The organism is Endothiovibrio diazotrophicus (assembly GCF_054657215.1).
The window spans coordinates 87735-105682 of the sequence record NZ_BAAHXB010000002.1 but is presented as its reverse complement, the minus strand read 5'-3'; the positions used below and the strand labels follow the sequence as shown (position 1 = coordinate 105682).

Sequence of the window (17948 nt, the reverse complement as noted above, 5' to 3'; positions counted from 1 at the left end):
GACGGCGGAGTTGACGACGCGGAGCCTCACAACCAAGTGGCCGCGGAGTTCAGGAGTGCCCGCGAAATCCACGAGGCGATAGAATCCCCACCCATGAGCAAGGAGCCCACCCCGCGCCAACCGCGCCTCGACATCGCCCGGGAACGCATCGCCGCCGAGAAGGTTGCCTACACCGGCCGCCTCGATCTCGCCAACCTCGGCCTGACCCACCCGCCTAGGGAACTGGCCGAGCTGGAGTGGCTGGAGGAGCTGGTGCTCGGAGAGGCGCTAATTGGACACGATGATTTAATCCCTAACGACGTCCACACCCTGATCACCGCCCTGCCCCCCCTTCCCAGGCTTCGCCTCCTGGACTGTTCTTTTTCAAACCTTGCCGACCTCCTCTCCGTCACCACCTATCCTTCGCTCCAGCAACTCGACTGTTCGTGCTCTCAAGTCTCTGATATCGAGCCCATCGCCCGGCTCTCCGCGCTCCAGGAATTCCGCTGTTGGAATACCGAAGTTGCCGATCTCGCGCCTATCGCCGGGCTCTCCGCACTCCAACTACTCGACTGTTCAAACACCCTAGTCGCTGACCTCGCACCCATCGCCGGGCTCTCCGCGCTCCGGGAACTCCGCTGTTGGGGTACCCCAGTCGCCGATCTCGCGCCCATTGCCGGCCTCTCCGCACTTCAACAACTTGACTGTTCGCACACCCACGTTACCGACCTGTCCGCTCTATCAGGTCAAACTCAATTGCGGTATCTCGATCTCTTCGGCTCACCCATCCACCACCTCCCCCGTCCGCTCCTCGACTACCCAACGCTGAAGAAGCTGTTCGCCGACCACCTCCCAGCCCTCACCGAGATCCCCGCGGAGGTGCTCTCGCAACACCAATACGACAACTGCCTCCCCCGCGTCCGCGCCCATCTCGCCGATCTGGAATCGGGCGCGGAGCCGCAGCGGGATCAGAAAGTGATCGTGCTGGGCAACGGCCGTATCGGCAAGACCCAGTTCTGCCGCCGGCTGCGGGGCGAGGGGTTCGAAGAGGAGGCAGACTCGACCCACGGCATCACCGTCACCTCGGTGGAACTCAGCTTCGAGGATGAGGAGCCAGCAATCCTCAACCTCTTCGACTTCGGCGGACAGGAGCTCTACCACGGCACCCACGCGCTGTTCATGCGCACCCGCGCCCTCTTCGTGCTGCTGTGGACGCCGGAGAGCGAGGAGGGTGAGCACGAGCACGGCGGCATGGTATTCCGCAACCACCCGCTCCCCTATTGGCTGGAGTACATCCGCCACCTGGGGGGCGAGGAGAGCCCGGTGATCGTGGTGCAGAATCAGTGCGACGGCGGTCGCGGCGAGCGGGCCAACCTGCCGGTGGCGGAGGAGTGGCTGCGCCCCTTCGAGGAGGCGGGACGACTCTTCACCCGTGTCACTTACAGCGCCAAGGACGACTGCGGGCAGGCGCAGTTGATGGATGCCCTGCGGCGGGCGGTGGCCGACCTACGGGAGCGCCAGGGAAGACCCCAGATCGGGCGCAACCGGTTGGCGGTGTGGGAGCGACTACGTGAATGGCGGGACCGGGACGCGTGCGAGGCCGACGAGGGGCGGCGGAACCATCGGCTGATCCCTTACGAGGCGTTCGAAGGGCTCTGCAACGAGCAGAACGTCCACGACCCCAAGAGCTTCGCCGAAGTGCTGCACCGTGCGGGGATGGTCTTCCACCAACCCAACCTCTTCAACAACCAACTGGTGCTGGATCAGTCCTGGGCCCTCAACCACGTCTACTCCCTATTTACCCGCGAGGGCGGCGTCCATGACACTCTGCGCCGCCTCGGCGGCCGCTTCACCCGCACCGATCTCCACAACCTGCTCTGGCGACGGACCGGTCTCTCGGAGCAGGACCAGAAGGCGTTGATCGGCATGATGACCACCAGCGGCATCTGCTTCGTCCACCGCCATGCCCACGATGACACGGAGACCGAATACGTCGCCCCGGACCTGCTGCCGGAGCAAGAAGAAGTAACCGGAGATCTGGCGGCGCGTTGGGAGGCGCTGGGGGACACGCCGCTGGGGGCGACCTTCGCCTATCCCTTTCTCTCCCCCGCCATCGCCCGCACGTTACTCTCGGCGCTGGGCAAGCAGGCCGCCGACAGCGCCCTCTACTGGCGCTACGGCCTCTGCCTCTATGACGCCGCCAGTCACGCCACCGCCCTGGTGGAGGAGATCCCGGACGAGGAGGGATACGGCGGCCGGGTGATGGTCTGCACCAAGGGGGTAGGCGCCGAACGGCTGCAGCAAAACCTGGTGGAGCAGATCGCCAAGCTAAACGAACGCTCCCAGTGGCCCGGCCAACTGCTGGAGGCGCGGGGGAATCACCCCCACCGCCATCCAGAAGAAGAGCCCGCGCCCCTGGAACCCGCCCCGCCGCCAGTTCACTCGCCCGACCTGCCGGAACTCTACGTCTCCTACGCCTGGGCGCGCGAGCGGGAGGAGCCGCTGGTAGCCGACCTCTGCACCGCAATGGAGCGCCAGGGGCTGCGGATCCTCCGCGACTCGGAAGTGATGCGCGACGGCGAGCGGATCTCCCAGTTCATGGAACGCCTCAGCACCGGGCGTTGCGTGGTGGTGGTACTGAGCGCCGCCTACCTGCGCTCGGAGTACTGCATGACCGAGCTCTACCGCATCTACCTCAACGCCCGCCAGCGCGGCGACGACTTCCTGCGGCGCATCGTGCCGCTGGTGCAGGAGGACTTGCAGATCGATACACCGAAGGGACGCATCGACCACGCCATCCACTGGAAGGGCGAGTACGACACCATCGACGCCCTGATCCGGGAGCACGGCGCCGGGGTGATCGGCCAGGAGGATTTCGCCCGCTTCAAACTGATGGACGCGTTCCATCGACACGTCGGCGACATCCTCCACCAGATTAACGACTTCCTCCTCACCCGCGACCACACCGCCCTCGCCCGCAACGACTTCGCCAGGGTGAAGGCGCTGATCGACCGCGCCCTCGCATAACCGGCCTCCCATAGGGACGTTGCCCATGAACCGAAAACCGTACCGCCTGCCGCTCCTCGTCCTCGCGCTGCTGATCGCCGGCGGCAGCCACGCCGAAGGGGCCACCGGCACCGCCGCGACCGAAACCTCGGCGCCCATTGCCTGTCACGTCATCTACGACGCCGGCAGCAGCGGAACCCGTCTCTACCTCTACGAACAGAGAGCGGAGGGATGGCTGGAGCATGAGGGCCCCAAGGTCTCCGCCCTGGCCGACCCGGTGCGGGAGATCCGCGGCAAGCGCTGGCAGGACGCCGAGGCGGTCACCGACGAGGTGGTGGCGGCACTGGACGGCATCGTCAAGGACGGCCCCCCCGGCAAGGAGGGCCGCCCCGCATGGCAGGGGTTCGACTGGCCGGCCCGCTGCGATCTGCTTTCCGCCTCGGTCTACGCCACCGCCGGGATGCGCATCGCCGAGTACGAGAACCGCGCGCGCAGCGAGGCGCTGTGGCGCACCCTGCGCAAGAAACTGGCAGCGAAGGTCGGCCGCTCGGTGGCGTTGAACACGCGCACCCTGAGCGGCTACGAGGAGGGACTCTATGCGTGGCTTTCGGCCTGGAAGCAGACCGGCGACGAGCGGATCGGCATCGTCGAGATGGGCGGCGCCTCCGCGCAGATCACCTTCCCCTGCCCCGACTGCGACATCACCCGCGATGCGGTGAAGAGCGTGGTGGTCGACGGCCGGCCCATCCGTCTCTACAGCTACTCCTTCCTCGGACTCGGCCAGGACGAGGCGCCCAAGAGCCTCGGCCTTCCGCAGGCGTGCGACTACGGCGTCGGCCACGCCACGCCGGGGTGGAAGGAGAGCGACTGCGCCAGCCAAATCACCATCACCGGGAAGGCGGGCATCATCGACCCCTACAACTACGACGGCGCCGGCCGGGGCACCCACAACCGCCTCCCCGCGCACCGGGACGCGGTCGACCGCTGGTTCCTCACCGGTGCCTTCAACTACATGAAGGCGAGCGACGTCCAGACCTGCTGCGTGGATCGCGGCAACTGCTACGGCGGGGAGAACGCCTGTTTCCAGGCGGTCTACTTGAAGAAGTACCTGCGCGAACTGGAGATACCCCCGCAGTCCGCAAAGCTCGACGTGAGCTGGACCCTCGGTGCCGCCGTGTGCCAAGCCACCGGCTGTCTGCGCCGGGCGATCACGCCAGTATGCCGCTGGTCGCGGGAGGGATGTCTATAGGCGCCCCTCCCCCTCGTTCCCACGCTCCGCGTGGAAACGTCTTCCCCGACGCTCCGCGTCATGTCGAACGAAAGCACCACCGTCGGGTCTCGTGCCGCCCCCCCGGACGCGGAGCGTCCCAAGCGCGGTTACGACGCGGAGCGTCGTAACCAGAAGGTCGCATGCCCGCAAACTACACCAAGAGACAGCCCCTTCTCCATCCGCCACCGCTCCCACTCATCGTGGCTACGGCGGCGTCGCGAGCCTCATCCTCTCGCGGATCACCGCGGCCTTTTTGCGGGCGTGGGCGGTGAAGCCGCGGTCTTCGTAGTAACGGGGATTGGGGATGATCGAGGCGAGCAACGCCGCCTGCTGGCGACTGAGGCGGTCGGCGCCGGTGCGGAAGTAGTGGCGGGCGGCGGCCTCCGCGCCGTAGCAGCGCTCGCCCCACTCGATGACGTTGAGGTAGATCTCCAGGATCCTCCGCTTGTCCATCACCGCCTCGATCAGTACCGTGATCACCGCTTCCTTGAGCTTGCGCCAGGGGGTCCGCTCGGGGCCGAGGAAGAGGTTCTTGGCCAGCTGGTTGGTAATCGTGGAGCCGCCGGCGGCGATCCGTCCTTTCGCCAGATTCTTACGCGCGGCGCGCTCCAGCGCGTCCCAGTCAAAACCATCGTGATCGGAAAAACGGGCATCCTCCGCGGCGATCACCGCCCGTTTGAGGTGCGGGGAGATACGCTCATAGGGCAACCACCGCCGCTCCAACACCCCACCCTGCCCCGCTGCGACCAATTCGCTGACGCGCGCCGTCATGAAAGGAGTGAGGTCAGGATTGTGGTCGCTGTAGTAGACCACCCAGCCTCCCCACCAGAGCGGAAAGGCGGCGACGACACCGAACAGGAAAAGCGACAATCGCCCGAAAAAAAAGGCCGTGCGGGAGTTACGGGACTTCATGGCAACGACTCGCCCCATCAAGAGAACCAACCGCAGATTAACGTAGATTTCCGCAGATTGGACCGGGTATTCATCGGCGAGAATCTGCGTTGATCTGCGCTTCAATCAGAAACGCGAGCCGTTGCATTTCATGAAATCACCGCCCATCGCCGACCGACTCCCAAGCGAGAACGGCGCGCTTGCGCACCGCTCCCCAGCGGTAGCCGGTCAGTTCGCCACTTTGCCGGATGACCCGGTGACAGGGAATCAGTACCGCCACCGGATTGGCGCCGATGGCCGTCGCCACCGATCGCGCCGCACGGGGGCGGCCGAGGGCCGCGGCGACCTCGCTGTAGTTGGCCACGGCACCGAACGGGATCTGCAGCAGGGCACGCCACACCTGGATCTGGAAGTTGGTGCCACGGACGTGCAGCGACAGCGGGACGTTGGCGGCGCGGCCCGCATTGAGCACCGCGGCGGCCGGTGCGGAGGCATCCGGGTTGGATACCAAGGTCGCGAGAGGCCACTCGCGGCGCAGTTGCTCCAGGGATCCCGCCGCTTCGCGGGAATCCAGAAAGGAGAGCGTGCAGATGCCCCTGGGGGTGACCGCGATGAACGCCTCGCCGAACGGCGTCGGATGGACGGCATACTCGATCACCAAGCCACGCCCACCCTGCCTGAACTCGCCGGGAGTGATCGCCTCCAGCGTGACGAAATGGTCGTGTAGGCGGGAGCCGCCGCTCAAGCCCACCTCATGGGCGACCTCCAACAACGGACGCGGTTCGCGCAACCGCTGCTTGGCGTGTTCCAGCGTAAGTGTCTGGAGGAAGCGCTTCGGACTGATCCCCGCCCAACGGGCGAAGAGCCGCTGGAAGTGGTAGGGACTCAGGTGCAGGTGCGCGGCCACCTCCTCCAACGACGGCTGCCGCCGCGCGTTGCGGGTGATGAAGGCGATGGCCTCGGCGATGCGCGCGTAGTCGGACATGGTGGTCTCGTGGCCTGCGGTTACGGGAAGTATTGGACCTCGCCCGCCCCACCTCAATCCGAATCTTGCGCACTTGCACCGGAAACCGATACGGCCGGCAACCGCCTCGGGTTCGAGATTCACGGCCCGCCTCAATCCGAATCTCGTGTTGCGATCGATAGCGCCGCGATTCGTTGTAGGAGCGGCCCCCAGGCCGCGATCACGACGGAGTGAGGCACCTCGATTTGGCAAGTGGTAGGAACGGACATGGCGTCATCGCGGCCTCGGGGCCGCTCCTACAGTCGAGGAGTGTCGCCACGGCTATCAGACATAGCCACGAAAAAGCCCCGCCTCCCGACGCGCTTCCGCGCGAGGGAGGCGGGGCTTTTTCGTGGCTTCAGATTGCGGCGGAGCAGAGGGCCATCAAACCGCCGGGCAGGACACCCAACGCGACCATCGCCAACCCGTTGGCGGAGAGCAGCACCTTCATGTCGAACGGCGCGCTGATCCCCTCCTCGTCCGTCGGGTCGTCGAAGTACATGATCTTCACCACCCGGATGTAGTAGAAGGCGCCGATGATGGCGAAGGCGACGGCGACCACCGCCAGCCACAGCAGGTCGATGGCGATCACCGACTGGAGCACCGCCAGCTTGGCGTAGAAACCGACGGTGGGCGGCACGCCGGCCATCGAGAAGATGATCAGCAGCATCATGAAGGCGAACCAGGGGCTCTTGCGGTTGAGGCCCTTGAAGTCTTCCAGATTCTCCGCCTCGAACCCCTTGCGCGAGAGCAGCAGGATCATGCCGAAGCCGCCCAGCGCGGTGAGCGCGTAGGTGATGGTGTAGAACATCGCCGCGGAGTAGCCCTCGGGGGTACCGGCGAGGATGCCGAGCATCAGGAAGCCGACGTGGGAGATGGTCGAATAGGCGAACATCCGTTTCAGATTGGTCTGGGCGATGGCCACCACGTTGCCGATGGCCAGTGACAGCACCGCCAGGATGATCAGCATCTGCTGCCAGTCGGCGACCAGTCCGCCGAGGCCGTCGGCGAGCACCCGCATCACCATGGCGAAGGCGGCGAGCTTCGGCGCGGTGCCGATGAACAGCGTCACCGAGGTGGGGGCGCCGTGATAGACGTCGGGCAGCCACATGTGGAAGGGCACCGCGCCGAGCTTGAAGGCGAGCCCCACCACCACGAAGACCAGGCCGAAGGCGAGCAGCGGGTCGCGACCCAGGTTGGGCAGCGCCTCGGCCACCACCTTGAGGTCCAGCGAGCCGGTGGCGCCGTAGAGCATGGAGATGCCGTAGAGCAGCATGCCGGAGGCGAGCGCGCCGAGGACGAAGTACTTCATCGCCGCCTCGGAGGCGACCCCGTTGCTGCGTTCGAAGGCGACCATCGCATAGAGCGAGAGCGAGAGCATCTCCAGCCCCAGATAGATGGTGAGGAAGCTGTGGGCGGAGATCATCACCATCATGCCGAGGACGGCGGCCAAGCCGAGGACGAAGTACTCGCCCTTGAAGACGTCCCGCTGGCGCAGGTAGTCGCGGGAGTAGAGGAAGACGCCGATGGTGGTGACGTAGAGGAACACCTTGAGCAGGTCACCCATGGCGTCCTTGATGAAGGAGCCGTTGAAGGTGAGTTGCGCCTCACCGCCGAGGCCGGTCAGGGTGAGCAGCGCCGCGCCGAACAGCGTCGCTTGGGCGAGCAGGTAGGTGGCGTTGCGCTGGGCGTCGTTGAGGAAGGCGTCGAGCACCAGGATGAAGCAGAGCATGCCGGCGACGAACATCTCCGGCAGCGCGGGCAGAAAGTCGGGGGTGACGAAGTGCATAGGGGTATCGCTTCAACCGTTAGAGCTTGGACTGGGCGATGTGCGCCAGCAGGTTGTTCACCGACGCCTCCATCACCTCCACCAGCGGGGCGGGATAGAGGCCGAGGGCGAGCACCGCGACGGCGAGCAGGCCGAGGATGACGAACTCGCGGGCGTTGAGGTCGGTGAGCTTGGCGACGTTGTCGTTGGCCACCTCGCCGTAGACCACCCGCTTGACCAGCCACAGGGTGTAGGCGGCGCCGAGGATCAGGGTGGTGGCGGCGAGGAAGGCGTACCAGAAATTGGCCTTGAAGGCGGCGAGGATGACCATGAACTCGCCGACGAAGCCGGAAGTGCCGGGCAGCCCCGAGTTGGACATCGCAAACAGCACCATGAAGGCGGCGAAGATCGGCATGGTGTGGGCGACGCCGCCGTAGTCGCCGATCTGGCGCGAGTGGACCCGGTCGTACATCACCCCGACGCAGAGGAACAGCGCGCCGGAGATGAAGCCGTGGGAGACCATCTGGATCATCCCGCCCTCGATGCCGAGGGCCGCCCCCTCCATCGATCCGGTCTGCTTGAAGATCTCGAAGCCGAGGAAGAAGCCGAGAGTGACGAAGCCCATGTGGGCGATCGACGAGTAGGCGATCAGCTTCTTCATGTCCTGCTGGATCAGCGCGACGAAGCCGATGTAGACCACCGCCACCAGGGACATCAGGATAATCAGCCAGTCGAGCTGGTGGGAGGCGTCGGGGGCGATCGGCAGGGAGAAGCGGAGGAAGCCGTAGCCGCCGATCTTGAGCATGATCGCCGCCAGGATCACCGAGCCGCCGGTGGGCGCCTCGACGTGGGCGTGGGGCAGCCAGGTGTGTACCGGCCACATCGGCACCTTCACCGCGAAGGCGGCGAGGAAGGCGAGGAAGATCAGGATCTGCGCGGTCTCGCCCAGCGGCACGTTGTGGAAGTCGAGGATATTGAAGCTGTCGGCCTGCAGGTGCAGGTAGATCAGCGCCACCAGCATCAGCACCGAACCGAAGAAGGTGTAGAGGAAGAACTTGATGGTGGCGTAGACCCGCTTGGGGCCACCCCAGATACCGATGATCAGGAACATCGGGATCAGCATCGCCTCCCAGAAGACGTAGAAGAGGATGCCGTCGAGCGCCGCGAAGACGCCGTTCATGATCCCCTCCATGATCAGGAAGGCGGCCATGTACTGGGCGACGCGGGTCTGGATCACCTCCCACGCGGCGAGCACCACCAGCACCGTGGTGAAGGTGGTGAGGATGATCAGCGGCATGGAAAAGCCATCGACGCCGAGGCGGTAGTAGATCTGGTAGCGCTCGACCCAGGAGGCGGTCTCGGTGAACTGCATCGCCGCGGTGGCGGGATCGAAGCTGGTCCACAGCGGGATGCTCAGCAGGAAGGTGCCGATCGACCAGAACAGCGCCTGGCGGCGGGCGGCGTTGGCCTCCTTGTCGCTGGCGGTGAGCACCAGGAAGCCGCCGATGATGGGCATCCAGATCAAGAGACTGAGCAGGGGCAGATCCGCGAACATTCGTTGGTTACCTTTCGGTACGTCTTATTCCGAGTCCCGGCTCAAACGGCCAGGACGAAGTACCAGAGCAGCGCCGCCAGCCCGAGGATCATGGCGAAGGCGTAGTGGTAGAGGTAGCCGCTCTGCAGGTGGCGGACGATGCCGGAGATCCAGCCCACCGTCTTCGCGCTGCCATCGACGAGGGTGCTGTCGATCAGGCGCATGTCGCCGTTCTTCCACAGCAGGCTGCCGAGCAGGCGGGCACCGCCGGCGAAGAACAGCTCGTTGAACTCGTCGGCGTAGTACTTGTTCTCGAACAGCTTGTGCAGCCAGCTGAACTTCTCCTTGATCGCCGCCGGAATCGACGGATTGACCATGTAGAACCAGTAGGCGACACCGACGCCGGCGGCGGCCAGCAGCAGCGGCAGGCCCATCACGCCGTGGAGCAGGAAGGCCCACGAGCCGTGGAAGTGCTCGCCGATCCCGGCCAACACGTCGTGCTCCCCGGCGACGTGGATCACGCCGTCGAAGTAGCCGTGGAAGAGCACCGGGCCGATGGTGATCCAGCCGAGGGCCACGGAGGGGATGGCGAGCAGGATCAGCGGCACGGTCACCACCTTGGGGGTCTCGTGCAGGTGGTGGCGGGTGTGCTCGTCCATCCGCTCCTCGCCGTGGAACACCAGGAAGAACATGCGGAAGCTGTAGAGGGCGGTGACGAAGACGCCGAGCAGCACCGCCCAGTAGGCAAACCCCGCGGCCGGATTGGTCGAGTGGTGCACCGCCTCGATGATCGCGTCCTTGGAGAAGAAGCCGGAGAAGCCGGGGAAGCCGATCAGGGCGAGCGAGCCGACCAGCGAGGTCCAGTAGGTGATCGGCATGTACTTCTTCAGGCCGCCCATGTTGCGGATGTCCTGATCGTGGTGCATGGCGATGATCACCGAACCGGCGGCGAGGAACAGCAGCGCCTTGAAGAAGGCGTGGGTCATCAGGTGGAAGATGCCGGCGGCGTAGGCGGACGCCCCCAGCGCCACGGTCATGTAGCCGAGCTGGGAGAGGGTCGAGTAGGCGACCACCCGCTTGATGTCGTTCTGGATCAGGCCGAGCAGCCCCATGAAGAAGGCGGTGATCGCGCCGATCACCAGCACCACCGACAGCGCGGTCTCGGAGAGCTCGTAGAGCGGCGACATGCGCGCCACCATGAAGATACCGGCGGTGACCATGGTGGCGGCGTGGATCAGCGCGGAGATCGGGGTCGGACCTTCCATGGAATCGGGCAGCCAGACGTGCAGCGGCACCTGCGCCGACTTACCCATGGCGCCGATGAAGAGGAAGATGCAGATGACGGTCATCAGCGACCAGTCGGTGCCTTCGAAGATCTGGATGGTGGTCTCGGCCAGCGCGGGGGCCTTGGCGAACACCTCGGCGTAGTCGAGGGTGCCGAAGTGCATGTAGACCGCGGCGATGCCGAGCAGGAAGCCGAAGTCGCCGACGCGGTTGACCAGGAACGCCTTGAGGTTGGCGTAGACCGCGCTCTCGCGCTTCAGCCAGAAGCCGATCAGCAGGTAGGAGACCAGACCCACCGCCTCCCAGCCGAAGAACAGCTGGAGGAAGTTGTTGCTCATCACCAGCATCAGCATGGAGAAGGTGAACAGCGAGATGTAGGAGAAGAAGCGCTGGTAGCTGTTGGTGCCGGCGAGCGAGCCCGCGGGCCAGTTCTCCTCGTCGTGGGCCATGTAGCCGATGGTGTAGACGTGGACCATCAGCGAGACGAAGGTGACCGTGCACATCATCAGTGTGGTCAGCTGATCGATCAGGAAGCCCACCTCGAAGCGCACGCCTTCGGCGACCATCCAGGTGTAGACCGTGCCGTTGAATGCCTCGGCGCCGTCCCACACCACGTGCTTGTAGGCGACCAGGGAGAGGAGGAAGGCGACGGCCACGCCGATGATGGTGACCCAGTGGGCGCCGGCGCGGCCGATGCGGCCGCCGAACAGGCCGGCGACGAGGGAGCCGGCGAGCGGGGCCAGCGGGATGGCGAGATAGAGATTCTCCACGACGGGCTACCCCTCCAGGCTCTTCAGGTCATCGACGTTGATGGTGCGGCGGTTGCGGAACAGCACCACCAGGATCGCCAGGCCGATCGCCGCCTCGGCGGCGGCCACGGTCAAGATGAAGAAGACGAAGACCTGACCGGCGCTGTCCCCCAGGTAGTGGGAAAAGGCGATAAAGTTGGTGTTGACCGCCAGCAGCATCAGCTCGATGCACATCAGCAGGATGATGACGTTCTTGCGGTTGATGAAGATCCCGGCCACCGCCAGCGCGAAGAGCACGGCACCGAGGATCAGGTAATCGGCCAGGGCAATCATTGTTTCTTCTCCGCCGCCATCTTCACCATGCGCAGCCGGTCGCCGGCGCGCACCTTGACTTGCTCGCCCACCGTCTGCTTCTTCGTCTCGGGACGCCGCCGCAGGGTGAGCGAGATCGCCGCGACGATGGCGATCAGCAGGATCATCGCCGCCACCTCGAAGGAGTAGACGTAGTCGGTGTAGAGCACGCTGCCCAACGCCTTGGTGTTGGAGTAGTCGGCGGTCGCGGCCGCGGCGGGCGCGGGGAAACGGTCGACGGTGACGTTGCGGTAGATCACCAGGGCCATCTCGGCGACCACGATCAGCGCCACCGTGCCGCCCAGCGGCAGGTACTTGGCGAAGCCCTCCTGGAGCGGCGTCTGGTTGATGTCGAGCATCATCACCACGAAGAGGAACAGCACCATCACCGCACCGACGTAGACCAGCACCAGGGTGAGGGCGAGGAACTCCGCCTCCAGCAGCATCCACAGGGCGGAGCTGGTGACGAAGCAGAGCACCAGGAACAGCGCGGCGTGCACCGGGTTCCTGGCGGTGATCACCCGCAACCCGGCGAACACCAGGATGGCGGCGAAGAAGTAGAAGATGATCTGCTCGAAACTCATAGTTGTGTTGCCTTACTCATCGGCAGAAATTTTTGTCCGCGAACGCATCAGATAAAGATTTGTCCGCAAATGAACGCAAATAAACGCAAATGAAGAAGAAAGCGTGGCTTCCACCTCTTCAACTCTTGATTTGCGTTCATTTGCGTTCATTTGCGGAAAAATCCTTCTTCTTCGCCTTAGCGGTAAGGAGCATCGGTGGCGCGGTCGGCGGCGATCTCCGCCTCGCGCTCGTCGCCCACCTTCAGCAGCTTCTCCTTGGTCATGATGTTCTGACCCTTGCCGTCGTAGCAGAACTCGAAGTTGCGGGTGAGCACGATGGCGTCCACCGGGCAGGCCTCTTCGCAGAAGCCGCAGTAGACGCACTTGAACATGTCGATGTCGTAGCGGGTGGTGCGCCGCTGGCCGTCCTCGCGGGGCTCCGCCTCGATGGTGATCGCCAGCGCCGGACAGACCGCCTCGCACAGCTTGCAGGCGATGCAGCGCTCCTCGCCGTTGGGGTAGCGGCGCTGGGCGTGCTGGCCGCGGAAGCGGGGCGACTGCGGGGTCTTCTCGTGCGGATAGTAGAGGGTGAGCTTGCGCGACCAGAAGAAGGTGTTGGTCTGGCGCAGGCCCTTCAGCAGCTCCCACATCGAGAAGCTCTTGAGGAAGTGGTTGAGTGCTCGCATATCGTTACACCCCGCCCAGCGCCACGGCGGTCGGCTTGTCGAACCAGGGGTAGACCTGGCAGTAGATCAGCACCGCCGCCAGCACCAGGCCGACGATGGTGACCGGGATGAACACCTTCCAGCCCAGGCGCATGATCTGGTCATAACGGTAGCGCGGGAAGGTGGCGCGGAACCAGAGGAAGAGGTAGGCGAAGACGCAGGTCTTGGCGAAGAACCAGAACAGCCCCGGCACCCACGCGGTCAGCGGCTCGAGCAGCGGGATGCCCTGGAACGGGTTGAGCCAGCCGCCGAGGAACATCAGCGCGGTGAGCGCCGAGATCAGGATCATGTTGGCGTATTCGGCGAGGAAGAACACCGCGAAGGCCATGCCGCCGTACTCGACGTGGAAACCGGCGACGATCTCCGACTCGCCCTCGGCGACGTCGAACGGCGCGCGGTTGGTCTCGGCCACCCCGGAGATGAAGTAGACCAGGAACAGCGGCAGCAGCGGCAGCCAGAACCAGGTGACGAAGCTCCCCTCCTGGGCGCGCACGATGTCGCCGAGGTTCAGCGAGCCGGAGGCCATCAGCACACCGACCAGGGCGAAGCCCATGGCGATCTCGTAGGCGACCATCTGCGCCGCCGAGCGCATCGCGCCGAGCAGCGCGTACTTGGAGTTGGAGGCCCAGCCGGCGAGGATGATGCCGTAGACGCCGAAGGAGCTGAGCGCCAGCACGTAGAGCAGGCCGGCGTCGATGTCGGCGAGCACCAGCCGCCCGTCGGCGCCGAAGGGGATCACCGCCCAGGCGGCGAGCGCCGGGGTGATCGAGAGGATCGGCGCGGTGAGGAACAGGAAGCGGTTGGCGTTGGTCGGGAGGATGATCTCCTTGAACATCAGCTTGACCGCGTCCTGGATCGGCTGCAACCAGCCGCGCGGCCAGTTGTAGTGCGGTCCGATACGCAGCTGCATGAAGCCGATGATCTTGCGTTCGGCCAGGGTGTAGTAGGCGACCAGACCCATCAGCGGCAAGACGATCGCCACGATCTTGATCAGGATCCAGAGGACTGCGATCAACTGTTCCATACCTGTTTAAGCCTTTTCGAGGGTCACGGTGGCGAAGGCGGGGCCGAAGCCGGCGGTCTCGGCGACGCCGACCGGCAGCCACACGCAGCCGCCGGGAAGACGGGTATCGAGGGTCGCCGGCAGGGTGATCCGGTGGTCGCCGCAGGCGACGGCGATCGCGTCGCCCTCCCCCACCCCCAGCTTCCCGGCCAGGGTGGCGGCGATCCGCGCCGACCCGCGCCAGCCGTCCGGGCTCGCCTGCAGGGCGGGGGCGCGGCGCACCACCGCGTCGGCGGAGTGGATCGGGGTCTCGCCGATGCGCTGCACCCCCTCGTCCTTGAAGGTGGCCTCCGCCGCCTTGCAGGAACCGGGCGCAGTGGAGGGGGCCTCCAGCACGGCACGCAGGGCGTCGTCGATCACCTCGCTGGAGGCCTCGTAGTCGAAGCCCTCCAGCTCCAGCAGGTTGCCCAGCACGCGCAGCACCTTCCAGGCGGGGCGGGCGTCGCCGGCGGGGGCCACCGCGCCGTTGAAGGACTGGAGACGCCCCTCGGCATTGAGATAGCTGCCGGAGGTCTCGGCGAAGGTGGCGATGGGGAGCAGCACGCCGGCCCGCTCCTTCAACGCATCGGAGACGAAAGAGGTCAGCGCGACCACCTGCTCGGCGCCGGCCAGGGCCGAGACGGCGGCGGCGGAGTCCCAGCAGTCCAGTTCGGGCTCGACGCCCAACAGCAGGTAGCCGCGGCGGGCGTCGGCGAGCATGGCGCGGGCATCCATCCCGGCACCCGGCTTCGCCTCGCCGCCGATCTCGCGATGGGGGACGCAGCCGGTGAGCCAGGCGCCGGCGGCGTTGGCACCGAGGCCGACCACGCCGAAGGCGGCGCCGGTCATCCCGGAGATGGCCATGGCCAGGGAGCGCAGCACCGCGTAATCGGGGTGGGCGATGGCCAGATTGCCGAGGAGCACGGTGGCCTGTTCGCCGTCGCTCAAATGGCGGGCGATGGCGGTGTGTTGGTCGCTCGCCTCGGCTTTGGAAATCAACTGGGCGACGCCGGCGGGGGCGGACTTGCCGCTCACCTCGGCGGCGGCCTTGGCGATCGCCGCCAGCTCGCCGACCATGCGGCCCGGCGCGACGCCGATCGAGGCGGCGGCGCGATAGTTGAGTTCGAAGTCGGCGGGGTTGAGGAATATCACGCTGCCGCCGGCCTGCGCCGCCTTGCGCAGGCGGTGGGCGAGGATCGGCTGCTCCTTGCGGAGGTTGGAGCCTACCACCAGGGCGGCGTTCATCGACTCCAGGGCCTCGACGGAGCTGCCCAGATAGGGGAACGCGGGGGCCAGCTCCTGGTCGCGGAAATCGGCCTGGTTGAGGCGGTGGTCGATGTTGTCGCAGCCCAGCCCCTTGGCGATCCTGGCGGCGAGCACCATCTCTTCGCTGGTGGCGTTGGGGGAGACCAGCACACCGAGGTCGTTGCCGGAGACCTTCCACAGCGCCTGCGAGGCGACCTCCAGGGCGCGGTTCCAGTCGGTCTCCACCCAGTTGCCGTTCTCCTTGATCATCGGCCGCAGCAGCCGCTCGCCGCTGTTCACCGCCTGATAGCTGAAGCGGTCGCGGTCGGAGATCCACTGCTCGTTGAGCGCCTCGTTGTCCCGCGGCACCACCCGCATCACCTTGCCGCGCAGGGTGTGGATATTGATGTTGGAGCCGACACCGTCGTGGGGCGCGATGGAAGCGCTCTGACGCAGCTCCCAGGAACGGGCAGTGAAGCGGTAGGGCTTGGAGGTGAGCGCGCCCACCGGACAGAGGTCGATGATGTTGCCGGCCAGCTCCGAGGTGAGCGCCTGCTCGACGTAGGTGCCGATGACGGTGTGCTCGCCGCGGCCGGTGGCGCCCAGCTGCGGCACGCCGGCGATCTCCACGCCGAAGCGGACGCAGCGGGTGCAGTGGATGCAACGGGTCATCTCGGTGGCGACCAGCGGCCCCAGGTCGGGATCGGGCACCGCGCGCTTGCCCTCGCTGAACTGCGAGAGGTCGCGGCCATAGCCCATGGAGAGGTCCTGCAGCTCGCACTCGCCGCCCTGATCGCAGATCGGGCAGTCCAGCGGGTGGTTGATCAGCAGGAACTCCATGGTGCCGCGCTGGGCGGCGATCGCCTTGGGCGAGCGGGTGAAGACCTTCATCCCGGCGTTCACCGGGGTGGCACAGGCGGGCATCGGCTTGGGCGCCTTCTCCACCTCCACCAGGCACATCCGGCAGTTGGCCGAGACGGAGAGCTTCTTGTGGTAGCAGAAGCGGGGGATCTTGATCCCGGCGTTGTCGGCGGCGTCGATCAGCATGGTGCCCGCGGGGGCCTCCACCTCGGTGCCGTTGATCTCGAATTTGACCAAGTCAGTCATCGTTGAAAGCCACTCGAAGAGAAGAGTTGTCCGCAAATGAACGCAAACGAACGCAAATAACGCTGCCGCCTTCGGCGGCGAAGCCGTCCCGGGCTCTTCTCTTCAATTGGCGTTCGTTTGCGTTCATTGGCGGATCAATCTTCTTCTATGTAACGGTCAGCCGGTGACCATGCTCTTGCCATGGTCGATGTAGTACTGGAACTCGTCACGGTAGTGCTGGATGAACGAGGCCACCGGCATCGCCGCGGCGTCACCCAACGCACAGATGGTGTGGCCCTGGATCTTGTTGGCCACGTCGGTCAGCATGTCCAGGTCCTCCTGCCGCCCCTCGCCGTGGTAGATGCGGTGAATAGCGCGCGCCATCCAGCCGGTCCCCTCGCGACAGGGGGTGCACTGGCCGCACGACTCCTCGTAATAGAAGTGGGCGATGCGTGCCAGCGCCTTCACCATGTCGGTGGTCTCGTCCATCACGATCACCGAGCCGGCACCGAGCATCGACCCCGCCTTGGCCAGCGAGTCGTAGTCCATGGTGCAGTTCATGATGATCTCGGCGGGCAGCACCGGGGTGGAGGAGCCGCCGGGGATCACCGCTTTGAGCTTGCGCCCCTTCCAGATGCCGCCGCACATCTCCAGCAACTCGCTGAAGGGGGTGCCCATGGGGATCTCGTAGTTGCCCGGCTTCTCGACGTGGCCGGAGACGCAGAACAGCTTCTCGCCGCCGGCGTTGGCGGTACCCAGGTCGGCGAACCACTTGCCGCCGTTGCGCAGGATGTAGGGGACGGAGGCGAGCGACTCGGTGTTGTTGATGGTGGTCGGCTTGCCGTAGAGACCGAAGTTGGCGGGGAACGGCGGCTTGAAGCGCGGCTGCCCCTTCTTGCCCTCGATCGACTCGATCAGCGCGGTCTCCTCGCCACAGATGTAGGCGCCGGCGCCGAGGTGGGAGTGGATCTCCATCTCCCAGTCGCTGCCCAGCAGCTTCTCGCCCAGGTAGCCGGCGGCGCGCGCCTCCTCCAGGGCCCCCTCGAAACGCTGGTAGGGCTCCCAGAACTCACCGCGAATGTAGTTGTAACCGCGGGTGGCGCCGATCACGTAGCCGGCGATGCACATCCCCTCGATCACCGCGTGGGGGTTGTAACGGAGGATGTCGCGATCCTTGAAGGTGCCCGGCTCGCCCTCGTCGGAGTTGCACAGGATGTACTTCTGCCCCGGTTTGTTGCGCGGCATGAACGACCACTTGAGGCCGGTGGGGAAGCCCGCGCCGCCGCGGCCGCGCAGGCCGGAGGCCTTCATCTCGTCGATGATCTGCTCGGGGGTGATCCCCTCTTTGAGGATCTTCTCCCACACCTGGTAGCCGCCGGCCGCCTTGTAGGCCTCCAGGGTCCAGGAGCGCTCGGCCGCGAGGTTGCTGAAACAGACTTGGTTGGACATCGC

Annotated in this window: 13 protein-coding genes; 2 read left to right on the top strand and 11 right to left on the bottom strand. The window is 65.8% G+C overall.

Annotated elements, in window-relative coordinates; translation table 11 throughout:
- Positions 1–93: 93 nt before the first annotated feature.
- The gene (locus ACYQ2W_RS01220) at positions 94–3006 is read left to right on the top strand and encodes a COR domain-containing protein (RefSeq protein ID WP_459862603.1); all 2913 of its coding nucleotides are present in this window, start codon (positions 94–96) and stop codon (positions 3004–3006) included.
- A gap of 25 nt (positions 3007–3031) precedes the next feature.
- Positions 3032–4234 carry a hypothetical protein gene (locus ACYQ2W_RS01215; RefSeq protein ID WP_459862602.1) on the top strand — a complete coding sequence of 401 codons (1203 nt, stop codon included), beginning with the start codon at positions 3032–3034 and terminating at the stop codon, positions 4232–4234.
- A gap of 225 nt (positions 4235–4459) precedes the next feature.
- On the opposite strand, the gene mtgA is transcribed toward ACYQ2W_RS01215, so the two are convergent.
- The 11 genes from mtgA to nuoF form a co-directional block, all read right to left on the bottom strand.
- Positions 4460–5167, bottom strand: a complete 708-nt coding sequence (mtgA, locus tag ACYQ2W_RS01210; protein ID WP_459862600.1) for a monofunctional biosynthetic peptidoglycan transglycosylase — start codon at positions 5165–5167, stop codon at positions 4460–4462.
- Between the two features lie 136 nt (positions 5168–5303).
- Positions 5304–6131, bottom strand: a complete 828-nt coding sequence (locus ACYQ2W_RS01205) for a methylated-DNA--[protein]-cysteine S-methyltransferase (RefSeq protein ID WP_459862598.1) — start codon at positions 6129–6131, stop codon at positions 5304–5306.
- Positions 6132–6507: 376 nt separating this feature from the next.
- Entirely contained in the window at positions 6508–7938 is a 1431-nt protein-coding gene (gene nuoN / locus ACYQ2W_RS01200; RefSeq protein ID WP_459862596.1) for an NADH-quinone oxidoreductase subunit NuoN, read from the bottom strand.
- Positions 7939–7957: 19 nt separating this feature from the next.
- On the bottom strand, positions 7958–9472 hold the full coding sequence (locus tag ACYQ2W_RS01195) for an NADH-quinone oxidoreductase subunit M (protein ID WP_459862594.1): 1515 nt from the start codon (positions 9470–9472) through the stop codon (positions 7958–7960).
- 41 nt (positions 9473–9513) lie between these two features.
- Positions 9514–11505, bottom strand: coding sequence for an NADH-quinone oxidoreductase subunit L (gene nuoL, locus ACYQ2W_RS01190; protein ID WP_459862592.1), 1992 nt, complete (start codon positions 11503–11505; stop codon positions 9514–9516).
- 6 nt (positions 11506–11511) lie between these two features.
- On the bottom strand, positions 11512–11817 hold the full coding sequence (nuoK, locus tag ACYQ2W_RS01185) for an NADH-quinone oxidoreductase subunit NuoK (RefSeq protein ID WP_459862590.1): 306 nt from the start codon (positions 11815–11817) through the stop codon (positions 11512–11514).
- Positions 11814–12419, bottom strand: a complete 606-nt coding sequence (locus ACYQ2W_RS01180) for an NADH-quinone oxidoreductase subunit J (protein WP_459862588.1) — start codon at positions 12417–12419, stop codon at positions 11814–11816. Before ACYQ2W_RS01180 ends, nuoK begins: the two co-directional genes overlap by 4 nt.
- A gap of 176 nt (positions 12420–12595) precedes the next feature.
- Positions 12596–13084 (bottom strand): NADH-quinone oxidoreductase subunit NuoI, encoded by a 489-nt coding sequence (gene nuoI / locus ACYQ2W_RS01175; RefSeq protein ID WP_459862586.1) that lies wholly within the window; start codon positions 13082–13084, stop codon positions 12596–12598.
- Positions 13085–13088: 4 nt separating this feature from the next.
- Positions 13089–14147 carry an NADH-quinone oxidoreductase subunit NuoH gene (nuoH, locus tag ACYQ2W_RS01170; protein WP_459862584.1) on the bottom strand — a complete coding sequence of 353 codons (1059 nt, stop codon included), beginning with the start codon at positions 14145–14147 and terminating at the stop codon, positions 13089–13091.
- 6 nt (positions 14148–14153) lie between these two features.
- Entirely contained in the window at positions 14154–16517 is a 2364-nt protein-coding gene (gene nuoG, locus ACYQ2W_RS01165) for an NADH-quinone oxidoreductase subunit NuoG (RefSeq protein ID WP_459862582.1), read from the bottom strand.
- 156 nt (positions 16518–16673) lie between these two features.
- Entirely contained in the window at positions 16674–17945 is a 1272-nt protein-coding gene (gene nuoF / locus ACYQ2W_RS01160) for an NADH-quinone oxidoreductase subunit NuoF (protein ID WP_459862580.1), read from the bottom strand.
- Positions 17946–17948: the final 3 nt, after the last annotated feature.